Source organism: Brevibacillus sp. FIR094 (assembly GCF_050477165.1).
Lineage (GTDB): Bacteria > Bacillota > Bacilli > Brevibacillales > Brevibacillaceae > Brevibacillus.
In genome coordinates this window covers 96,163-114,440 of sequence record NZ_JBEAES010000001.1, presented here as the reverse complement: position 1 = coordinate 114,440, position 18,278 = coordinate 96,163, and the positions used below count along the sequence as shown (strand labels likewise).

Sequence of the window (18,278 nt, the reverse complement as noted above, 5' to 3'; positions counted from 1 at the left end):
AGAAATGTGATGACTGAAAATGAAAAATATGATTTGTCACCCGAAAGACAGCTGACTGATGCAGAAAAAAAGCTTGTTTGGAAAAAGCCTTCCACTCATATGGTCAGTGAAGAAGAACAGCGCATTCGTAAAGAAATAAAACGTAACTGGAACCGCGGGGAAATGAAAATCGCCAATATATTATTAGAAGGTGACGCTGGTTCTGGTAAAACACAACTAGCCAAAGCATTATCGGCTAATTTCGGGCTGCCGTATACGAAAGTGACTTGTTTTGCTGATATGGATAAATCGGATATTATTGGCGCCATTTTGCCGGTCATTTCTTCTGAACGTTTAGAGAAAATGGAGCCTGCCGACCAAACGATATGGAAAGCATTATATGAAAGCGATGGGTTTCAAAGCATAGCTGAAATTGTAATGGATGCACTGGGGATTACACAGGAACAGGCAGCTTTAAAGATGAAGCAATTACTGAAGCTCGCAGCAGCGGAAAACACCGAGGGCGAACCGATTGAGTACCGATTTTACCCTTCGGAAATCGTCAGAGCTTATCAAAAGGGTTATCTTCTGGAAATCCAAGAACCAAACGTGATTCGTGATGCTGCGGTGTTAATGGCACTAAACTCTGCCTTGGAGCTGGATGGCAGCATCAATCTTCCCACCGAGATCATACGCAGGCATCCAGACTTCATAGCGGTTATCACAACAAACCGCAGTTATGCGGGAACCAGACCGTTAAACGAAGCGCTGCGTGACAGGGTTCAGCATACGGAAAAGATGGACCTACCGACCAAAGAAATCATGATCGAACGTGTAATAGCCAAAACCGGTTTTCAAGATGGAAAGGTGTTGGGTATTTTAGCGGACATGATTATGGTTTTAGACAGAACAGCGCGGGCCAATGCGATCAAGGGTGTGGCTGGAATGCGTTCCTTTTTCTACTGGGCAGATGCGATTGCCGGAGGAGCTTCCGCAAAAGAATCCCTTTATCATAAGGTCATCTACAAGATAACAACCGATTCGGAAGAAATAAAGCTTTTGGAAGAAGCACTAAAAAATCATGGTTTGTTTGCCAGCTTGGAAGAGGCCGAGATTGAACTAAAAAAAAACGAAAATCTGACGACGCCATAGAGATCAGGACATCGGGAGACATAGACGACACTGATTTTGGCAAAGACAACCATGGAGAGGAAAAGGGCATCGCATTGAAAAAATCTGCCAATAGTGACGAAAGCTCTTCCCGTGTCTCTGATGATTCAACCCATATGGAACGTGCAGGTTTGGGGGATGAGGGCTCTCCCAACTATCATCAGGCAAATCCCGAATCCATGTCAGAGGAAGCGAAACAAAAGGAACGCGATTTCCGTAAAAAGCTGAATCGCGACGCAAGAGAGGTCATTTCCGATTCGATTCATAAAAACGTAAAGCTCATTGTTCACCGTCCAGACTATGATGAGGAAAACCAACAGGAATATGCCCGGCTTTGTCAGGGACTCATGCCTATCGTGCAAGAGATTGCCAGAAAGACACTTCCGTATCTGGAACATGAGATCTCTTCCGACTTCGCGAGGAATCGTTACTATGGCAGCAAATTTCAAGCAGACAGCGTTGCTTACAGGGATTACAAGTATTTTGCCAAGAAACGTCCTCCTACGGAATCCCCCTCTCTTGTGGTTGGTCTTAGGGTTGATGAATCCGCATCTATGTCAGCTTATGGGAGATTAGAAGCAGCAAAACGAGCAGTGATTGCCGTATATGAATATTGTCAGCTTTGTCATATCCCCATTTTGATCTACGGCGATACTGCGGATGTTTCCAGATTGGAGCAAATGTCGATCTTTGCCTATGCCGACTTCGATAAAGCGGATGCTAATGATCGCTTCAGGTTAATGAGAATTCATGCGAGAAGTAATAATCGCGATGGAATGGCGCTTAGAATTATGGCGGAACGATTAGCCGCTTCCCACCAAAAGACAAAACTGTTGATTAGCATAAGTGACGGGCAACCGAAAGCAATGGATGACTATACCGGGAGTTATGCTGTTACAGATATGAAACAGACCATACAGGAATATGAGCGAAAAGGAGTCACATTTCTTGCAGCCGCAATCGGTCAAGATAAGGATGTGATAAGTGAAATCTATGGGAATGAAAGATTTTTGGATATTACCAATTTACATGAGTTCCCTGCAAAGTTAGTTCGGATGATCGCGCGGTATTTGTAATGGAAGCGCGGGCATCTCTCTATCTGTTTCGCATAGAGAGGATGCCCGCGCTTTATTATTTTTCAATATACGCGTATTTAAAGTAGGAACCGCCGAGAGGGAAGATCACGAAGTCCTTCACCTTGTCGTTTTTCACATAAGCATTGCCGCGGAAATGCAGCGGTGCCAGCGGCATTTCTTCCATCAAAATCTTCTCTGCATCGAACATCAGCTGCTTGCGCTTTTGCTCGTCGGTCTCATAGTAGCTCTTATTGAGCAGATCGCGGTATTCCTTGTTGTCAAAGCGAACGACGTTGTTGCCACCCAAGTCCTTGTACATTTCGAGGAAATTGATTGGATCGTTGAAATCGGCTCCCCATAGCCAGATGCCGAAGTCGTATTTGCCATTTTGGACATCCTCGTTGAACACTTTCCATTCTGAGGTGCGAATGTCAATGTCGACTCCAAGTGTTTTCTTCCACTCGTCCTGGAGTGCTTGAGCCAACTTCTTGTCCGTCTCTCCGGTGTCGTAGTAGTACGTAACTTTAGGGAATTGTGTCAGCCCGAGCTCTTTCATGCCTTCTGCTAAAAGCTGCTTGGCCTTCGCTACATCCTCTTTAAAGTAGCCGTCTGGATTCAACCCCATGGATACGGGAACCCAGCCATAAGCGGGCGGGACACCGGTCTGTAGGATGTTATCCACCAATTGCTGTCGGTCGATCGAATACGAAAACGCCTGGCGAATTTTTTTGTTGGTAAAAGGGGGCTTCTTTGTATTGAAGATAACGGCTTTGGTACCTGGGTTATCTGCGACGAGCAGCTTGCCTTCTTCTTTAATCTGTCCGATCGCATCCGGAGACAAGCCAAAGGAAGGGTAGCCTCCCCAGTCCAAATCACCATTTTCAAACATGGACAGGGCGGTGTTGTTATCTTCGATGATGACAATATGGATCTGATTGAGCTTGACGTTGGCGTTGTCCCAATAAGTAGGACTTTTGCTGAAGGTGAGCTTGGACTTGTGCTCCCACTTGTCCATCACAAACGGGCCGTTGCCGACAATCGTTTTGGCTTCGGTTGCCCACTGGGGGTTGCTCTCGATGGTCTTCTTATGAAGCGGGTAGTAGGTAGTAAATGAGGTCAATTCGCGGAAGAACGGTGTTGGTGAGCGCAAGGTGAAATCTAGTGTGTAGTCGTCCTTTGCCTTTACCCCGACGTCCTCTTGCTTGCCTTTTCCGGTGTAAAAATCCTCTCCCCCTTTGATATAGAAGAGCTGATACGCGTAGCCGGAAGCGGTTTTGGGGTCGAGATTGCGCTTGATGGCGTACTCAAAATCGTGAGCGGTAACAGGATCGCCATTGCTCCATTTGGCGTCTTTTCGAATGGTAAAAGTAAAATGAGTGAAGTCAGGAGTATGCGTGTAGCTCTCTGCGATGGCGTTGATCATCTGTCCTTGACGATCGACGCTGGTCAGTCCTTCGAAGCTGAGATTGATCATGTCCATGGAGGTTGAATCTGTTGCAATGCCGGCATCCATCGTAGACGGCTCCCCGGTGATGCTCCATTGCAGGACCATTGGCTCTGAGGTAGTAGGCTTTGCTGTTGCTTCCGCTGGAGGGGATTGGATATTGTTGGCGGGTTTCGAGCTACAGCCGACTGAGAGACTAAACAACAAAACAGCAGTAGAAATGCCTAGTAGCCACTTGTTCATACAGTCCTCCTGATGAATTATTTGAAAAATAAGAAAATTTATAGTTCCTCAAAAGAATAATGCACAGCAATCAGACAGTCATTCAACATAATGTATAAACATTCATCAGAAATCACGGTTACCTGTCGGAATAAATTCATACAATTTGTCCGTTACTTAAATAACGATTGATCTGAAGGAACAACAAAAGCCACCCGCAAAAGGTGGCTTTGTCATTAGGGAAGATCGTATTACTTGTTCATCGGCAAAACACCATCGCGCGATTTTCTCGTCCAAGGTGTTCCGAGATACGAAAGCGCCCAGCGATCAAGACCATACCAGCCCGCAACCTTCCAAGCCAGAACGAGCCAAGTGGCAAAAACAAAAAGAAGTGGGTTGGTGCTGACCGTTCCTGCGAACAGAAAGCTGACGTTCATCAAGCCGCCGAAAAACGCTGCGATCCCTGTCAGGCATCCAAGGATCAAGCCGAGTCCGACGAGTACCTCACCCCAAGCAACGAGGAAGCCGAACACCTTGGCATTTGGCAATACCATATTTTCCAGAAACCAAGCGTACCACCCCGTTACGTCCTTTCCTTCTGCTGCTTTTGCCAAGGAGCCTTTTACGAACCCTTGAATCGCGCCGCCAGCCGCATCTCCAGTCCAGCTATCGGACTGGACTTTTTTCCATCCCGCAGTAATCCATGCATAGCCGACATACAGTCTGATAATCAACCAGATCGCAGCCGATTTCGTGCTGGAGAACAGGAAGTGTGAAACAGGATTTTCAGGAATAATAATTTCGTTTTGACGATTTTGCATGTGGGTTTCCTCCTACATACGTTTTGAACATCTTTGTTCGAGCCGATTTTAACATAACAATTGGCGGTGTAGTGCGGTTTTGGGTATAAGTTCATACGGTGTTCATTGACACTATAAGCACGGTGTTAATGGTAAATCCTAGTGTATATATTGCCAAAATACAGTAAACTTATGAAAGGATTGACAAGTTAAGTTGTGGTAAATTATGTTAAGTTATGTTTAAAAATAAAACTTCTTGGAGCAGACTTATGAAACGAATGTGGATGTCTTTTCGTACTAAGCTTACCTTGATGATTTCTTTATTTACGATGCTGGTAGCCATTGTGTTGTCTATTATTGACTATGTTCAGTTCAAGGCGAATATTATTTCTGACCAAGTGGTACAGTACCAGCTGGTAGAGGATCATGTCACGAATGCAGTGAAGAATGTGGATATGGCATACGGCGTTTTTGAGAAAGACATGGAAAACCGCATGCAGCAAACACTGCAAGTGTTAACGAACAACTATCGGCAAAATCCAGCGGTGGAGACGTGGGACTATGCAGCCTTGCGTGAGCAGTATGGGATGGATATTTTCATCATTGACCGAAATATCAAGGTCGTTCATTCCAGCGTCAAAACCGATATTGGGCTTGATTTCAGCAATGCAGGAGCATTTACGGAGCTGTTGAAAAATCGGATCGATGGAAAAGAGTTTTCTGCCGATGGCATGGAGGTTTCCGTCAATACAGGTCAAATTAAAAAGTTCGCTTATCTCCCAACGTTTGACCAGAAGTACCTGTTTGAAGTCAGTGTGAATTTGCAGGACAGCTCTCTTTTCCAGACCTTTAATTTCTTGGCTGTTTCGCAGGCGATGACGGAGAAATACAACATGGTAAAAGACATTCTGGTCTTTTCTCATGATGGTTACGCTTTGGGGAGAACAGGGAGCGACGGGAAAGCCTTGCGGGTGATCGATAATCACTTGCCGATTTTTATGGAAGCATACCAATCACAAGAAATCAGAGAGTTTCATGAAAAAACAGAGGAGAAAGATCTCACTTATCGCCTCGTCCCGTATAAGCTAGGCAAAGATCCTAATGATCTCAGCCGATCACGTGTTATCAAGATTGTGTATGACAATACGGAGCTGAACCAGAAGTTGGCGGACAATCTGGAGTCTGTTGTCTGGAAGCTGGTATGTTCCGTGGCAGGAGCGTTGCTGCTATCCTTCCTGTTGAGTCGCTGGATTACCCGCCCGATTGATCAAATGAGGGAGATCATTACGCAGACGGCTCAATTTGATTTGCGGGAAAAAATAGCGGTGAACGAGCAGGGCACGCAGGATGAGATTGGATTAACGGCACAGTCGATCATTGTCATGCGTGAGCAATTGAGCGAGGTTGTGAGCAAGCTGACAGCCGTGTCTCGCTCGGTCGCTGAAAATGCACAGAGCGCGAAGCAATCTACGAACAAAGTAAGCGAGCAGTCTAGCGGAACCGCGGAGGCTACAGGCATCTTGCTCGCCCATATGCAGGAGACGATGGCGGCCACAGAAGAGATGAATGCGACCTTAAACGATATGGAGACGGTCATTCATACGATTACGAAAAGAACAGAAGAAGCGGCTGTGACCGCGCAGGATGTCAGCTCGCGGGCAACTGCTTTGCGGGAACATGCATTGGCTGCGGATAAAATGACGACAGAGCTCTATATGAATGTAAAGGCACAAACGGAAATTGCGATCACCGACTCGAAGGATTCGATGGAAAAAATCAACCTGTTGGCAGAGGCGATACTCACGATCTCTGAACAGACGAATCTGTTGGCATTGAATGCGGCGATTGAAGCTGCACGTGCGGGAGACAGCGGTAGAGGGTTTTCTGTCGTAGCGGATGAGATACGCAGACTGGCGACGCAATCGTCGGAGGTCGTGATTGATATTCAACGCATTATTCAGGTCGCAGGCGAATCTGTAGACAATCTGGCGACTCATTCGTCGAGCGTATTGGACTTCATCGATACGCGGGTCAGCCCTGACTATGATAGCATGATGGAAACATCGGAGAAGTACACTATGGATGCACACCGTTTCCATACGTTGCTGGCGGAATTCAATGCGTCTTTTGAAGAGTTGAATTCAACGATTAGCAATGTGGTTACTGTGGTGGAGCAAGTGACGAACTCTATGGAGAAAAGTGCCCACAGTGTGGAGGCGATCACAGAGCAATCTCGCATTATTGCGGATAACAACCAACAGGTCGCAGCTATTTCAGAGAGAAATGTCGGCTTGACGCAGACGATGGAAGAGATCGTGCATCGGTTCAAAATCTAAGAGGGTCCCCCTTTCTGGTGAAAACAGAAAGGGGGCTTTTTCGTAATACATATACAGGGAGGGTACTCATGAAAACCTTTATTTACATGGTCAGGCATGGAGAATCACCAAAAACCGAAGGGGACGAAAGAACACGAGGACTGACTGAAAAAGGTAGGTCAGATGCCGGTATCATTACGCAATTGTTGAAAGATGAGGGGATCGATGCGTTCATTTCTAGTCCGTATAAAAGAGCAATGGCAACCATAGAAGAACTAGCCCAGTCCGTAGGGAAAGAGATCGTTGTTTTAGAAGAGCTGAGAGAACTCGTTTTTATCGGAAATGATCAAATCATGGCTGATAATGAATTGTATCCATTAGTAAAGAAGATGTTTACTGAGCCAGACTTTTCGTTGCCTGGGGGGGAATCCATCACCATTTGTCGGAATCGTGTGGTAAGTACGTTGCGAAAAATTTTAGAGCAATATAGAGGGCAGAAAGTTGTAATCGGAACGCATGGTGCCGTTATGACATTGATGATGGGGTACTTTGACAGTCAGTACGACTTGGATTTTTTATGGACGATGTCCAAGCCTGATATTTACAAAATGGAATTCGAAGATGAAGTGCTCGTGGAAGTGAAGCGATTATGGAGGAACTGACTTCCTATAGGAAAAAGGAGGCTTTACATATGGATAGAAACGAGTATATCAAGAATGGTTTTGAAGCCCACTATGCGCGATATAACCAAGTGACAGAGGGAGGCTTTTGCAGATGGATGCGGCCAGGCGTCCCTGATGTCATGAAGGTAGCTGATATCGATGAGGAATGGTCCAGATGGAAGCTGGTTCCTTCAATCGTAAGTCACGATGATGTGGCTGCGCTCGAAGAAGAATTTGGGCTGAAATTTCCGGAGTGGTATAAAGTCTTCATTTCTACGTATCATCATTTTTTCGACGTCATCCCTGAACAAGGGATTGATGAGCCATTCGATCGTATTCGGGATATGTACAATCCATTGCTTTGCAAGTTAGGTTACCTTCCTTTTTCATGGGATACGGAGTACGGAAATATACGATGTATCGATTTACAAGAAAGTCCAGACGAAGAGAAGTGTGGAATCTATGAAATTGACCATGAAATTTTGTTTGAAATGGATGACGAAAATACGGATCGTAACAAACTGAAAGAATCACTGATCTTTTTGTATCCGAATTTCAAATCCTATTTTGATTACACTTTTTTAGAACGCGTATGACAAGGATGAAACCCTCTTTTCATGAAAACGAAAGGGGGTTTTTTGTGAGTTTTTTGTGAGAATCATTTGATACGCTAGGAGCCGACTACGAGACATGACTAGGAGGCGTGAAAATGGCTAGCGAAAAAGACAGAATATCAAAGCGAAAGGAAGGACATCTTCTGTTTCAAAAAGGATTGGCTACATTGCTCTGTTTCGTTCTCCTTACGTTGGGGATCGAGAATCCTGTGAGTGCTGTTTTTCCCGAGAATTTGGCTTTAGGGAAAACGACTACGTCAAATGGCAATTATGAACCACAGTTTTCTTCAGACAAAGCGGTAGATGGAAAGTTGGGCCCTTTAAATAGCTGGATCAGTAGTACAAAACGAACGGGATGGTTGCAAGTTGACTTAGGTGAGCCAACTGATTTTCGGTTATGGGAAGTATATGGATTCAATGATCGTAACATGGACTATTCCTTGCAAATAAGCAGTGACGGAATCAATTTTTCGGATATTCCTGATGCAAACGCGAAAGTAACAGGTAATCGAGAAAGCCAAACTTCTTTATTATTGTCAACTCCTGTAACAAGTCGATATGTAAGAGTCAATGTAACAGATACCTATGATGGATTAGCACCAGTGATTGGGGAATTGAAATTATTCGATGTCAAAGAGCCAGAGGCCCCGTTATATGTGAAGGCCACCTCGGAAAATAATCGTGCGATTGTAAGCTTCCAGTCTGGAAATCCAAACGGAAAACCAATCACGAGCTACACGGTTACTTCTCATCCTGGAAACTTGAAGGCTACTGGAGCAGAAAGCCCGATTACAGTAACAGGGTTGAGCTATGGAACGGAGTACACATTTACAGTCACTGCCACAAATGAAATAGGGGAATCAATTCCTTCTGCACCTTCCAACGCGACTACGCCTGTCGAAGCTACTCCATCCAAGCCAGTCCTGACACTTAGCCATAACAACTGGACCAATCAGGATGTCAAAGTAACGATGGCGGGCGAACCAGGAAATACGATTCAGTACAAGCTGAACAACGGCACCTGGCAACCTTACACTGACAAGATTACGATATCGACGGAGGGAATTACAGAGGTTGTCGCCGTACAGGTCAACGGTTCGCAAAAAAAGAGTGATGAGGAAAAAGTAGAGGTCCGCATAGACAAGACGGCGCCAGTTATCACGTTAAATGGCGATGAGACGATGACTATTTTCGAAGGAAGTACATTCACTGATCCTGGTGTAACCATCACGGACCGGGAAAGCGGTTTAGAGGCGAAAGTCGACGGTCAAATCGACTCCAGTCAGACAGGGACATATACGCTGAAGTACTATGTGAGAGATTCGGCTGGAAACATATCAACCGTTATCACAAGGACCGTGAATGTCGTGAATAAGCCGACTCCACCAACGCCACAGCCATCCTACTATCCGGTTTCCGAAGTAACACTGGAGGAAGAGGCATTCACGATGACACTCGGGGATGAGCCTGTCGGGCTGCATGCCACGATCAAGCCAACATACGCTTCCTACAAAACCGTAGAATGGACCAGTAGCAACCCTGAGGTAGCAGAGGTAGACAAGGAAGGCAACGTAACCGCGAAAAGTGCAGGAAAGACGACAATCACCGTAAGAACATTGGACGGGAACAAGACGGCAAACGCCAAGGTTACTGTGAAGAAAAAAGTAACCTTTACCTTGGAAGCATCACCAGAGGAACTAATGCTCAAACCTCAACAGTCCAAGTACCTCAAGGTGTATGTGATAGACGGTAAAAAGCGCAAGGATATTACGAAAGACAAAGAGACTACGTACAGCATCGACAATGATCTGATCTCTTTGAAAAAGGGACGCATTACTGCTGGCAAAACAGAAGGCGAATCCGTCATTACCGTTCAGTACCAAGGAGAGGATCTCACTATTCCGGTAAGTGTATCTGGATTGACTCTCCAATCGATTCAATTGTCAGAGGAAACGTTTGTGTTGGAACCAGAACAAAATAAGCAGTTGACCCTAACCGCTTCCTTTAGCGACAAGAGCAGTAAGGACGTCACAGAAAAATCCACCTGGACTTCGAGCGATCCTGATGTTCTGGAAGTGCTCGAAAACGGTGAGATCAGAACACTAAAAAGCGGAAAAGCCTATGTGTCTGCTAGGTACGACAATAAGTACACGCGTGTAAGAGTTTTAGTGCTTGATGAAAAAGCGCCGAATAAGTTAAAACTGAACCGTTCCACACTGCGTCTTTCTCCAGAAGAGAATTTTACCCTCCAAGTTCATGCCGAGTATGAAAGAGGGTATACCGAATTGGTTTCCGAAGAGGTTGAGTGGGTATCGGAAAATCCTGAGGTAGCAACTGTAGACGGTGGAGAAGTGACAGCAGTTTCCATTGGCAGCACGACACTGAGAGGAAGCTACGGCGGAAAAGAAGTAACGCTTCGGGTAACGGTAAAATAAAACGAAGAAAAGCCACCTGCTACTGGTGGCTTTTCGCTTTGATGACTATGATTCTATGAATCTTAGCTTATCAGGATTTCTGACAAAATAGAGATTACGAATGGCTCCGTGCTCGATATGCAAAAACACCACGGTGTCGATTTTGTCGTCCTGTTTGATCACAAAGCCAGTCTGGTTGTTTAAAGGTGCGAGCACTATAGAGAAATTTGGATGCTTCGAGAAGCTGCGCATCAAGCCAAGTAAGAAGGATGCCACGCGTTCGCCAGACAAGATCGGATGCAGGGCTGCGGTGACCTTGCCGCCGCCGTCCGAGAGCAATACTGCATCTGTGGCAAGCAGAGTGAGCAATGAATCGACATTTCCGTGCTCCAGCGCAGACAGAAAACGGCCGATCCATTCTTCGCCGAGCTCTTTTTCTGGGGGGAGATGAGATTCCTCAGGGTCAATCCCCATTTTCTTTTTCGCCCGACTAACGATCTTGCGGCAATTCGCTTCGCTTTTTCCAACCAGCTCGGCAATCTCGTCATATTGGAAGTCAAAGGCTTCTCGCAGGACGAACACCGCTCGTTCTGGGGGAGAAAGCCGCTCCAACAGGACGAGCATTGCGTAGGATAGCAAATCTTTGGTAATGACAGAATCATAGCTGTCTGCATCAGGGGTAGAGATGGGCTCTGGCAGCCATGGTCCAGTATACAGCTCCCGTTTTTTGCGGGCCGATTTTAACAAATCGAGGCAGCGATTTGTGGTCATTTTGCACAGGTAAGCCTTCGGTTCAAGCATCTGTTCCAGCGAGACATCATGGGCCTTCACGAATACGTCCTGCACGATATCCTCCGCATCCGTGGCCGAGCCGAGCATCTGATAGGCGAGGCGGAACATGAGCCCCTTATATTGTTTGTACAGAGCCTCCATGGCTGTGTCACTTCCTCTTGTGTCTTCGTACGTCCCTATTTTTTCCTATTTTATCATGCTGGCAGCATTCCAGGTGAACTGGCGAAGCTTCCACCCCAATTTCCCTGTCAAAATGATATCGAGTCCCCATTTTCTCGTCCAAACCATTCCGCGTTCAGGGCCGAGTCCGACGCAGTAAATGTCCATGTAGCTTTTGTGTGTGGGAGCAGGGGTTCCATCCAAGTCAGCTAACACAATTTTGCCCAAACGCATCGCCTGTCCGGAGGCTTCCTTGCATGTCATCGTGTCTGCTTGCCCGCTGGTTGGATCTACGATGCGTGCACAATCGCCAATACTGTACACCCCCGGCGTTCCCGCCACACGATAGGATTCATCGACGACCACCTGTCCGTGTGTGGTCAGTGGTACGCCCATACTGCGCAATGCGGGATTGGGTTGCAATCCGAGCGACCAGACGCATAGTCCGACAGCAATCGTACGACCACTGGCTAGCGTCAGCATTTCGTCCCGCTCATGAAGTGCCTTTTGACCATGCAGAATGGTTACGCCACCATCTGTGAGTGCACTCTCCAGCTTGTGCCCCATTTTGGCAGACCCTTCGGTAAACAAGCGATTTTGTGCGTTGATGAGATAGATGTTGACTTCATCAGGATGGATGCCGAGGTTCTTCGCTTCCTCGCGCATAGCGAAAGCCAGCTCCGCAGCGGTCTCCATCCCACTGATACCCGCTCCGGCAACGGCGATCGTCAACAATCGCTCACGTTCGGATGGCTGCTTCTCATGGACGGCTTGGCGCATGTTGGCAAGCCACTTTTCCCGAACCGCCTCGGCCGCCTCGACGCCCGTCAAAGCGATGCCGCCTTGTTCTGGCTCGGGTTGGCGAATGACGCTTCCTACTGCCAGGATGAGCATGTCGTAGGGCAACGCCTGCTCTTGGCCGTCTTTGTTCCGGAATAAGAGGGTCTTCTCCTTCCCTTTGATCGACGTGACTGTACCTTGCACGCATTCGACGCCCTCTGGAAACAGACTTTTTAGCGGAATCGAGATATCTGTTTTGCCAGCAGCTGGTTTGAACAACAGGACTTTGCGAAGGTGATGAGGCTCTTTATCGAGTAAGATGAAGCGGATCGGGCGTCCTTTGCACGTCTCGCGAACGGCTTTTAGTGCGTTGATACCTGCGTACCCGCCTCCGACAATCACACATGTTCGTTCTTTCATGCCAATCAGCTCCTCGTTTGGTTTGACCATATAACGAGCGAGGGAGCGATTGTGTGACACACCGCAAGAGGAAAATGTCGAAGAAAATCGAATAGGGATTAGATGGGAAGATAGACATCTGAGTTCGTAGGAGGATTCCAAGCATGTCATACAACATCTACACTTTCGCACAAAGATCGGATTTAAACGATCAAGCTGATGCACTAATCGAAGCAAGCTGGTCTGCCTTCATGCTGAATGACGAAGTGGCTAACGAATATTACGGTCATCTGTATGACTGGTTCTCTTCTTATCAATTCATGCTGACGGATGAGGCTGACAAGGTGATGGCTGTAGGAAATGCGATTCCATTTTATTGGGATGGCACTACGGAAGGGTTGCCAAAAGGCTGGGATGATGTCTTTCTGCAAGGGATCGAAGACTACCGCCAAGAAAAACAACAACCAAACGCGTTATCGGCACTCTCTATCTCTATCGATCCCCACTATCGGGGACTCGGTCTGAGCAAGCAGATGGTTACGGCAATGAAGGATATCGCTAAGGAAAATGGCTTGGCGTACGTGGTGGCACCCGTACGTCCATCGCTCAAGCACAAGTATCCGCTCACGCCAATGGACAAGTACGTGCAGTGGAAAACGACCGATGACGCTCCGTTTGATCCGTGGGTGCGCACACATTGGAAACTGGGAGCGACGATCATGCAGGTGGCGCCGGAATCCATGCTGATCAGAGGAAGCTTGATGGAATGGGAAAGCTGGACAGGAATGAAATTCCCCGAGTCCGGTTCGTACATCATTCCAGACGCATTAGTTCCCGTGCAGGTTGACGTGGAAAAGAACGAAGTCATATATATCGAGCCGAATATTTGGATGCAGCATTTTTTATAATTCAAAAGGTTTGGTTTTTGGAAAAGGAAGAACGAACAGCGAAGTAGCCGTTGTGGAAACCACAGCGGTTTCTTTTTCATTTCTGTCACCTTTTTGCTGTGGGACGGATCATACCTAATAGCAAGCAATCAACGGACGAGGTGAAAGGGTTGAACGAAGCAGAAACAATGCCAGTGAGTCTGGAGGTTACACGGGAAGCCAGACTGAAATGGCTAATGCAGCAATACGGGGAGAAGATTTTTCATCTGGTGAGTCTCACGGTGAAGAATCATGCCTTGGCGGACGATATTACCCAAAACGTGTTTATCAAGGCATATCGGCATCTCGATCAGTTCCGCGGGGACGGACAGATCAAGCATTGGCTCTACAAGATCGCGATGAATGAAAGCAAAAAGCATTTTCGGTCGTGGTCGTTCCGCAACATTTTTCCGACGATGGATGATCATCTTGGCGACCTGATGGATCGGCAGGCAAACAATCAGGTAGAAGAAGAGATTTTAAACCGGGTGAAGCGGGAAGAGGTCGTCACGTACATTCAATCCCTCGCACCGAAGTACAGGCAGGTCATCCTCCTGCATTATTACGAAGACCTATCGATTGCGGAAGTGGCGGACATTCTCGCGGTTTCGCAGGAGGTCGTTCGTACGCGTTTGCATCGAGCCAGGAAGCAATTGAAGGAGACCATGTCGAAGGAGGTAAAAGGATGAGCGACGATCGCATGTGGAAGGAATGGAGTCAATCAGCAAAGCAATCCGTTCGTGAGAAATATCCGTTTCATTTGGGAAAATTCGAGCAGGAAGTACTCACAAAAATTCAGCGTGAGAAACGTCGCCGTCGCTTGCAGGTAACCTCTTGGGCAGCCGGAGTGGCAGTTGCTGCGACGATTTTCTTCCAGATTGCACAGCCCTTTGATGGAAGCTTGTGGGGACTGACGGGAGCAGAGAAAGGACAGGAATCGTTTGAATGGATCACGCCCGATGAAGGTTTCATGCATGCTTTGAAAAATGGCTATCCGATTCTGCCTGAGGTGAAATTGGAGAAGGACGGTCTTGTTTATCAGATCAGGGATGCCATGGTCGATCACAGAAGGATTACGTTTACACTGTTAATCTCCGGTGAAAAAATGGAGGAGATCGCTCGGATTCCGGACGAATCGAAAAGAAGCGAGATGCTCTATGGGAGTCTTCGTGTAGATTTGGGGGAGCTGAAAGAAATCGGTCATGCTCCGAAAGATTTTCAAGTAATCGATGGTGTGCATTATCTTATCATCACACCGAATTACCGAATTGACGAGAAAAAAATGCAGGAGTTCATGAATCAGACGAAGCCCGTTCTGCCTGTGCAAATTGTAGATATGCGCAAGAAAGAAGTTGATGAAGTGGTAGCCGAGCTGTTGCTGCCCCTGCCAAAGTCCGTCACTGTAGCAGAAAAGGTAATTCAACCGGACGCAGAAGTAGATGCTGTGCTAGAAACAGACAGCCTGTTGACGAGTCTGAAAGTAAACCAGATCATAGCTTCTCCGACTGTGATGGAAGCGGAGCTAGAAGCTACTTTGCAGGATGGGTTCGAGCTGTATCGCTTGGAGAATGTGAAGCTGGTAGATGGGAACGGAAAGGAATATCCGGCAATGGATGACCGATTCAATGAGAATCTTGAACGGCTTCGAGGTGGCGATGCTATCAGGGTTCAAGGCAGCGACAAGTATACCATGCAGTTTTTTCCATCTCTTTTCTTTGAAGACGTACCTGAAAAACTCGAGCTTCGATTCGACGAGGTATCTGCGAATAAGACCATTAGAGAAAACATCGTGCTGGATCGGAATGCCAAATCTCCGCAAAGCATTCCATTTGGCAAAAAGACAAAGTTGAACATAGAAAAGGTGTATTATGACAAAGGTAAGCTTTTCATCGTCATCCCGAATAAGGGACCGGAAGAGATTAACTTGCGTGTAGATGGTCAGTACTACAAGGATTTTGTTGTCGCAGAGAACGCTGAGACTGTTTCAATTGTCTTCGAGGTACCCAAACAGGATACGTATCAGCTGGAGATGAGCGGACTTGTGTTTGAGAGATTCCCCCTTAGAGGAGTGATACCTATTACGCAATAAAAAAGCCTTTGCACGAACCAGGATTTCTGGTTTTGTGCAAAGGCTTTTTGCTGTGTTTCTACACCCAACCGAGTGCCCTTGCCACCTGGGCAGTCAAGAACGTTACTCCGATCGCAATGGCTAGAGGGATGAGTGCGGAAAGCACTGTCCATTTCACACTTTTCGTCTCTTTGTAAATATTGAACAAGGTTGTGCCGCAAGGGTAGTGAAGCAGCGAGAACAGCATCATGTTGAGTGCTGTCAACCAAGTCCACCCGTGCTGCAAGAAGACATCCTTGATATTGTCGATCCCTTCCACATCAACCATGGCACCGGAGGACATATACCCCATCAGAAGAATCGGCAGCACGATTTCATTAGCGGGCAAGCCGAGAATAAAGGCCATGAGAATATAGCCATCGAGACCAATGATTTGCGCGAACGGATCAAAAAAGGCAGCCATGTGGGCGAGGATGCTATCCCCACCGACATAGATATTGCCTAATATCCAAGTGATGATACCGGCAGGAGCGGCTACAATGACAGCCCTTTTTAGCACACTCCATGATTTATCTTTGGTTGCAATGAGGATCGTTTTCCAAATCTGCGGACGGCGGTATGGGGGCAGCTCCAACGTATAGTGTGTAGGTACTCCGCGCAAAGCTGTTTTGGATAGCGTCCAGGAAACGGTAAGAGTGATAACGATTCCAAAAAGTACCATACCCATAACAATGAGAGCAGTAATCAAAGATTGCCAGCCACTGGTCGCGCTCGTTGCCATAAACAGTGAAGCCAATAGGATCAAGGTTGGCCAACGACCATTGCACGGGACGAAATTATTGGTCAGAATCGCCAGCATTCGCTCCCGAGGAGATTCGATAATCCGGGTTGAAAGGATGGCAGCTGCGTTACAGCCAAACCCCATCGACATGGTTAATGCCTGTTTTCCGTGTCCGCCAGCATTTTTAAACAGACGATCCATGTTGAACGCGACACGCGGCAGATATCCGAAGTTCTCGAGCAGGGCAAAGACTGGGAAAAAGATTGCCATCGGAGGAAGCATGACGCTGATAACCCAGGAGGTACCGCGAAAGAATCCGAGAACCAGAATCCCGTGCAGCCAATCAGGTGCATGTACAGCTTGAAAGCCAGCAGTTAGATACCCCTCGACAACACCGAACATGTCGGCAAGCATTCCGGATGGAACATTGGCACCTGCGATCGTGATCCAGAATACAGTGCCTAAAATCGCCAGCATGATGGGGTAGCCCCATATTTTGGACGTCACGATTTTATCCAGTTTGTATGCGTTAGACAGCTTTTGCTTGTCTTCGTACGTCACGGCTTCCTTACAAATGCTGCGACTAGTGCGGTAAATGTCACTCACAATCGTGTCCCGAATTTCACTTCCTTCCACTGAGGTCCGGGCCGCGGAAAGAAGCGTATCAAGGGAATCAGACGGATTAGTGGCAAACGGTTCGGCCATGGGTCAAAGGCTCCTTTCTTGCAGTTGTAGCCGGATCTGGCATGCGCTCTCTCAAGGTTCGTAACAAACTTTCATCTCCATCTAACAACCGCAGAGCAATCCATCTTGTCGGAAAACGGCTACCCAAGGTTTTCTCGATGAGCGGCTCCAACTCAGCCAGCTTGGATTCGATCTGATCACTGTAGGTTATCTGTACAGGATTGGGCACGATGGTTCCGTTCGCTACTTTCTCCACCTGATCGAGCAAATTCTCGATCCCGATTTGATTTCTGGCGGAAATGGCGATACAGGGAACGCCTAATCTTTGTGAGATTTTTTCCAGATCAATACGAATGCCAAGCCTTTTCGCCTCATCGATCAAATTGACGCATACGACGACGCGAGGGGTCATTTCCAACACCTGCAAGGCCAAATTGAGATTCCGTTCCAATGAAGTTGCATCCAGTACCACAATGGTGACGTCAGGTTGCTCGAAGATAATGTAATCTCTCGCCACTTCTTCATCCGCCGAGTTGGAATACAAGGAATACGTGCCTGGCAAATCGATGATCCGAAAAGCCGTATTTCCCCGTGAGAATTCTCCCTCAGCCATTACGACTGTCTTTCCTGCCCAGTTTCCTGTATGTTGGCGAAGTCCCGTCAATGTGTTGAATAATGTACTCTTACCGGTATTCGGATTTCCTGCCAAGGCAATCGTGTAGGAAGTCATTTTTCGTCACTTCCCACGTACTCCCCGAATATAAGGGAGCTTTCTTCTTTGCGCAGGGCGATGATCGTGTTATTTACCCGAAAGGCAATGGGATCGCCGAGCGGACTTTTTTGCATAACTTCAACGATGTTGCCGGGGACGAAGCCGAGATCCAGCAATCGCCTGCGCAGTATACCCTGAACGTCAATACGATCCAGGCAGATGTGGCTACCAATCAAGGCATCAGACAAAGGAATGCTGATAGATGGCATGATGTTCACTCT

General features: G+C 47.1%; 16 protein-coding genes. 9 read left to right on the top strand and 7 right to left on the bottom strand.

The features are described from left to right. Nucleotides 1-9 precede the first annotated feature (9 nt). Nucleotides 10-1,131, top strand: a complete 1,122-nt coding sequence (locus tag ACQ5DJ_RS00560; protein ID WP_429840729.1) for an AAA family ATPase — start codon at nt 10-12, stop codon at nt 1,129-1,131. A 74-nt stretch (nt 1,132-1,205) separates the two neighbouring features. Beyond that, on the top strand, nt 1,206-2,225 hold the full coding sequence (locus ACQ5DJ_RS00555) for a vWA domain-containing protein (protein WP_429840728.1): 1,020 nt from the start codon (nt 1,206-1,208) through the stop codon (nt 2,223-2,225). 55 nt (nt 2,226-2,280) lie between these two features. On the opposite strand, the gene ACQ5DJ_RS00550 is transcribed toward ACQ5DJ_RS00555, so the two are convergent. Together ACQ5DJ_RS00550 and ACQ5DJ_RS00545 are read right to left on the bottom strand one after the other, a co-directional pair. Next, a complete protein-coding gene (locus tag ACQ5DJ_RS00550) occupies nt 2,281-3,912 on the bottom strand; it encodes a peptide ABC transporter substrate-binding protein (RefSeq protein WP_429840727.1) in 1,632 nt (543 codons plus the stop codon). Between the two features lie 230 nt (nt 3,913-4,142). Further along, nucleotides 4,143-4,712 carry a DoxX family protein gene (locus ACQ5DJ_RS00545; protein WP_429840726.1) on the bottom strand — a complete coding sequence of 190 codons (570 nt, stop codon included), beginning with the start codon at nt 4,710-4,712 and terminating at the stop codon, nt 4,143-4,145. A 248-nt stretch (nt 4,713-4,960) separates the two neighbouring features. On the opposite strand from ACQ5DJ_RS00545, the gene ACQ5DJ_RS00540 reads away from it, so the two are divergent. From ACQ5DJ_RS00540 to ACQ5DJ_RS00525, 4 genes are all read left to right on the top strand, one after another. Beyond that, on the top strand, nt 4,961-7,027 hold the full coding sequence (locus ACQ5DJ_RS00540; protein ID WP_429840725.1) for a methyl-accepting chemotaxis protein: 2,067 nt from the start codon (nt 4,961-4,963) through the stop codon (nt 7,025-7,027). A gap of 68 nt (nt 7,028-7,095) precedes the next feature. Next, nucleotides 7,096-7,668: a histidine phosphatase family protein gene (locus ACQ5DJ_RS00535; RefSeq protein WP_429840724.1), complete on the top strand. Its 573-nt coding sequence runs from the start codon at nt 7,096-7,098 to the stop codon at nt 7,666-7,668. Between the two features lie 29 nt (nt 7,669-7,697). Then, nucleotides 7,698-8,264, top strand: a complete 567-nt coding sequence (locus ACQ5DJ_RS00530; RefSeq protein ID WP_429840723.1) for an SMI1/KNR4 family protein — start codon at nt 7,698-7,700, stop codon at nt 8,262-8,264. 113 nt (nt 8,265-8,377) lie between these two features. Beyond that, a complete protein-coding gene (locus tag ACQ5DJ_RS00525) occupies nt 8,378-10,717 on the top strand; it encodes an Ig-like domain-containing protein (RefSeq protein ID WP_429840722.1) in 2,340 nt (779 codons plus the stop codon). A gap of 45 nt (nt 10,718-10,762) precedes the next feature. Here the strand turns inward: ACQ5DJ_RS00525 and ACQ5DJ_RS00520 are convergent, their stop codons facing one another. Continuing rightward, a complete protein-coding gene (locus ACQ5DJ_RS00520; RefSeq protein WP_429840721.1) occupies nt 10,763-11,629 on the bottom strand; it encodes an RNA polymerase sigma-70 factor in 867 nt (288 codons plus the stop codon). 45 nt (nt 11,630-11,674) lie between these two features. Continuing rightward, nucleotides 11,675-12,847 carry an NAD(P)/FAD-dependent oxidoreductase gene (locus ACQ5DJ_RS00515; protein ID WP_429840720.1) on the bottom strand — a complete coding sequence of 391 codons (1,173 nt, stop codon included), beginning with the start codon at nt 12,845-12,847 and terminating at the stop codon, nt 11,675-11,677. 143 nt (nt 12,848-12,990) lie between these two features. On the opposite strand from ACQ5DJ_RS00515, the gene ACQ5DJ_RS00510 reads away from it, so the two are divergent. The 3 genes from ACQ5DJ_RS00510 to ACQ5DJ_RS00500 all read left to right on the top strand — a co-directional run bounded on the left by ACQ5DJ_RS00510 (nt 12,991) and on the right by ACQ5DJ_RS00500 (nt 15,841). Then, on the top strand, nt 12,991-13,734 hold the full coding sequence (locus ACQ5DJ_RS00510; protein WP_429840719.1) for a GNAT family N-acetyltransferase: 744 nt from the start codon (nt 12,991-12,993) through the stop codon (nt 13,732-13,734). A gap of 149 nt (nt 13,735-13,883) precedes the next feature. After that, nucleotides 13,884-14,441, top strand: a complete 558-nt coding sequence (locus tag ACQ5DJ_RS00505; RefSeq protein ID WP_429840718.1) for a sigma-70 family RNA polymerase sigma factor — start codon at nt 13,884-13,886, stop codon at nt 14,439-14,441. Next, nucleotides 14,438-15,841: a hypothetical protein gene (locus ACQ5DJ_RS00500; RefSeq protein ID WP_429840717.1), complete on the top strand. Its 1,404-nt coding sequence runs from the start codon at nt 14,438-14,440 to the stop codon at nt 15,839-15,841. Before ACQ5DJ_RS00505 ends, ACQ5DJ_RS00500 begins: the two co-directional genes overlap by 4 nt. A 58-nt stretch (nt 15,842-15,899) precedes the next feature. Here the strand turns inward: ACQ5DJ_RS00500 and ACQ5DJ_RS00495 are convergent, their stop codons facing one another. From ACQ5DJ_RS00495 to ACQ5DJ_RS00485, 3 genes are read right to left on the bottom strand one after another with little or no spacing between them, the layout of a single operon-like run. Next, nucleotides 15,900-17,306, bottom strand: coding sequence for a nucleoside recognition domain-containing protein (locus ACQ5DJ_RS00495; RefSeq protein WP_429840716.1), 1,407 nt, complete (start codon nt 17,304-17,306; stop codon nt 15,900-15,902). After that, the gene (locus ACQ5DJ_RS00490; protein ID WP_429840715.1) at nt 17,284-18,015 is read right to left on the bottom strand and encodes a FeoB small GTPase domain-containing protein; all 732 of its coding nucleotides are present in this window, start codon (nt 18,013-18,015) and stop codon (nt 17,284-17,286) included. Before ACQ5DJ_RS00490 ends, ACQ5DJ_RS00495 begins: the two co-directional genes overlap by 23 nt. Continuing rightward, nucleotides 18,012-18,266 (bottom strand): FeoA family protein, encoded by a 255-nt coding sequence (locus ACQ5DJ_RS00485; RefSeq protein WP_251253390.1) that lies wholly within the window; start codon nt 18,264-18,266, stop codon nt 18,012-18,014. The genes ACQ5DJ_RS00490 and ACQ5DJ_RS00485 overlap by 4 nt, the downstream gene beginning before the upstream one ends. Nucleotides 18,267-18,278 lie beyond the last annotated feature (12 nt).

Excerpts from the sequence above, each read along its gene's own strand:
- ACQ5DJ_RS00560 (WP_429840729.1), top strand. The coding sequence starts at position 10 with ATGACTGAAAATGAAAAATATGATTTGTCACCCGAAAGACAGCTGACT.
- ACQ5DJ_RS00510 (WP_429840719.1), top strand. The coding sequence starts at position 12,991 with ATGTCATACAACATCTACACTTTCGCACAAAGATCGGATTTAAACGAT.
- ACQ5DJ_RS00540 (WP_429840725.1), top strand. The coding sequence starts at position 4,961 with ATGAAACGAATGTGGATGTCTTTTCGTACTAAGCTTACCTTGATGATT.
- ACQ5DJ_RS00530 (WP_429840723.1), top strand. The coding sequence starts at position 7,698 with ATGGATAGAAACGAGTATATCAAGAATGGTTTTGAAGCCCACTATGCG.
- ACQ5DJ_RS00515 (WP_429840720.1), bottom strand. The coding sequence starts at position 12,847 with ATGAAAGAACGAACATGTGTGATTGTCGGAGGCGGGTACGCAGGTATC.
- ACQ5DJ_RS00520 (WP_429840721.1), bottom strand. The coding sequence starts at position 11,629 with ATGGAGGCTCTGTACAAACAATATAAGGGGCTCATGTTCCGCCTCGCC.
- ACQ5DJ_RS00535 (WP_429840724.1), top strand. The coding sequence starts at position 7,096 with ATGAAAACCTTTATTTACATGGTCAGGCATGGAGAATCACCAAAAACC.
- ACQ5DJ_RS00545 (WP_429840726.1), bottom strand. The coding sequence starts at position 4,712 with ATGCAAAATCGTCAAAACGAAATTATTATTCCTGAAAATCCTGTTTCA.
- ACQ5DJ_RS00490 (WP_429840715.1), bottom strand. The coding sequence starts at position 18,015 with ATGACTTCCTACACGATTGCCTTGGCAGGAAATCCGAATACCGGTAAG.
- ACQ5DJ_RS00495 (WP_429840716.1), bottom strand. The coding sequence starts at position 17,306 with ATGGCCGAACCGTTTGCCACTAATCCGTCTGATTCCCTTGATACGCTT.
- ACQ5DJ_RS00485 (WP_251253390.1), bottom strand. The coding sequence starts at position 18,266 with ATGCCATCTATCAGCATTCCTTTGTCTGATGCCTTGATTGGTAGCCAC.
- ACQ5DJ_RS00550 (WP_429840727.1), bottom strand. The coding sequence starts at position 3,912 with ATGAACAAGTGGCTACTAGGCATTTCTACTGCTGTTTTGTTGTTTAGT.
- ACQ5DJ_RS00500 (WP_429840717.1), top strand. The coding sequence starts at position 14,438 with ATGAGCGACGATCGCATGTGGAAGGAATGGAGTCAATCAGCAAAGCAA.
- ACQ5DJ_RS00525 (WP_429840722.1), top strand. The coding sequence starts at position 8,378 with ATGGCTAGCGAAAAAGACAGAATATCAAAGCGAAAGGAAGGACATCTT.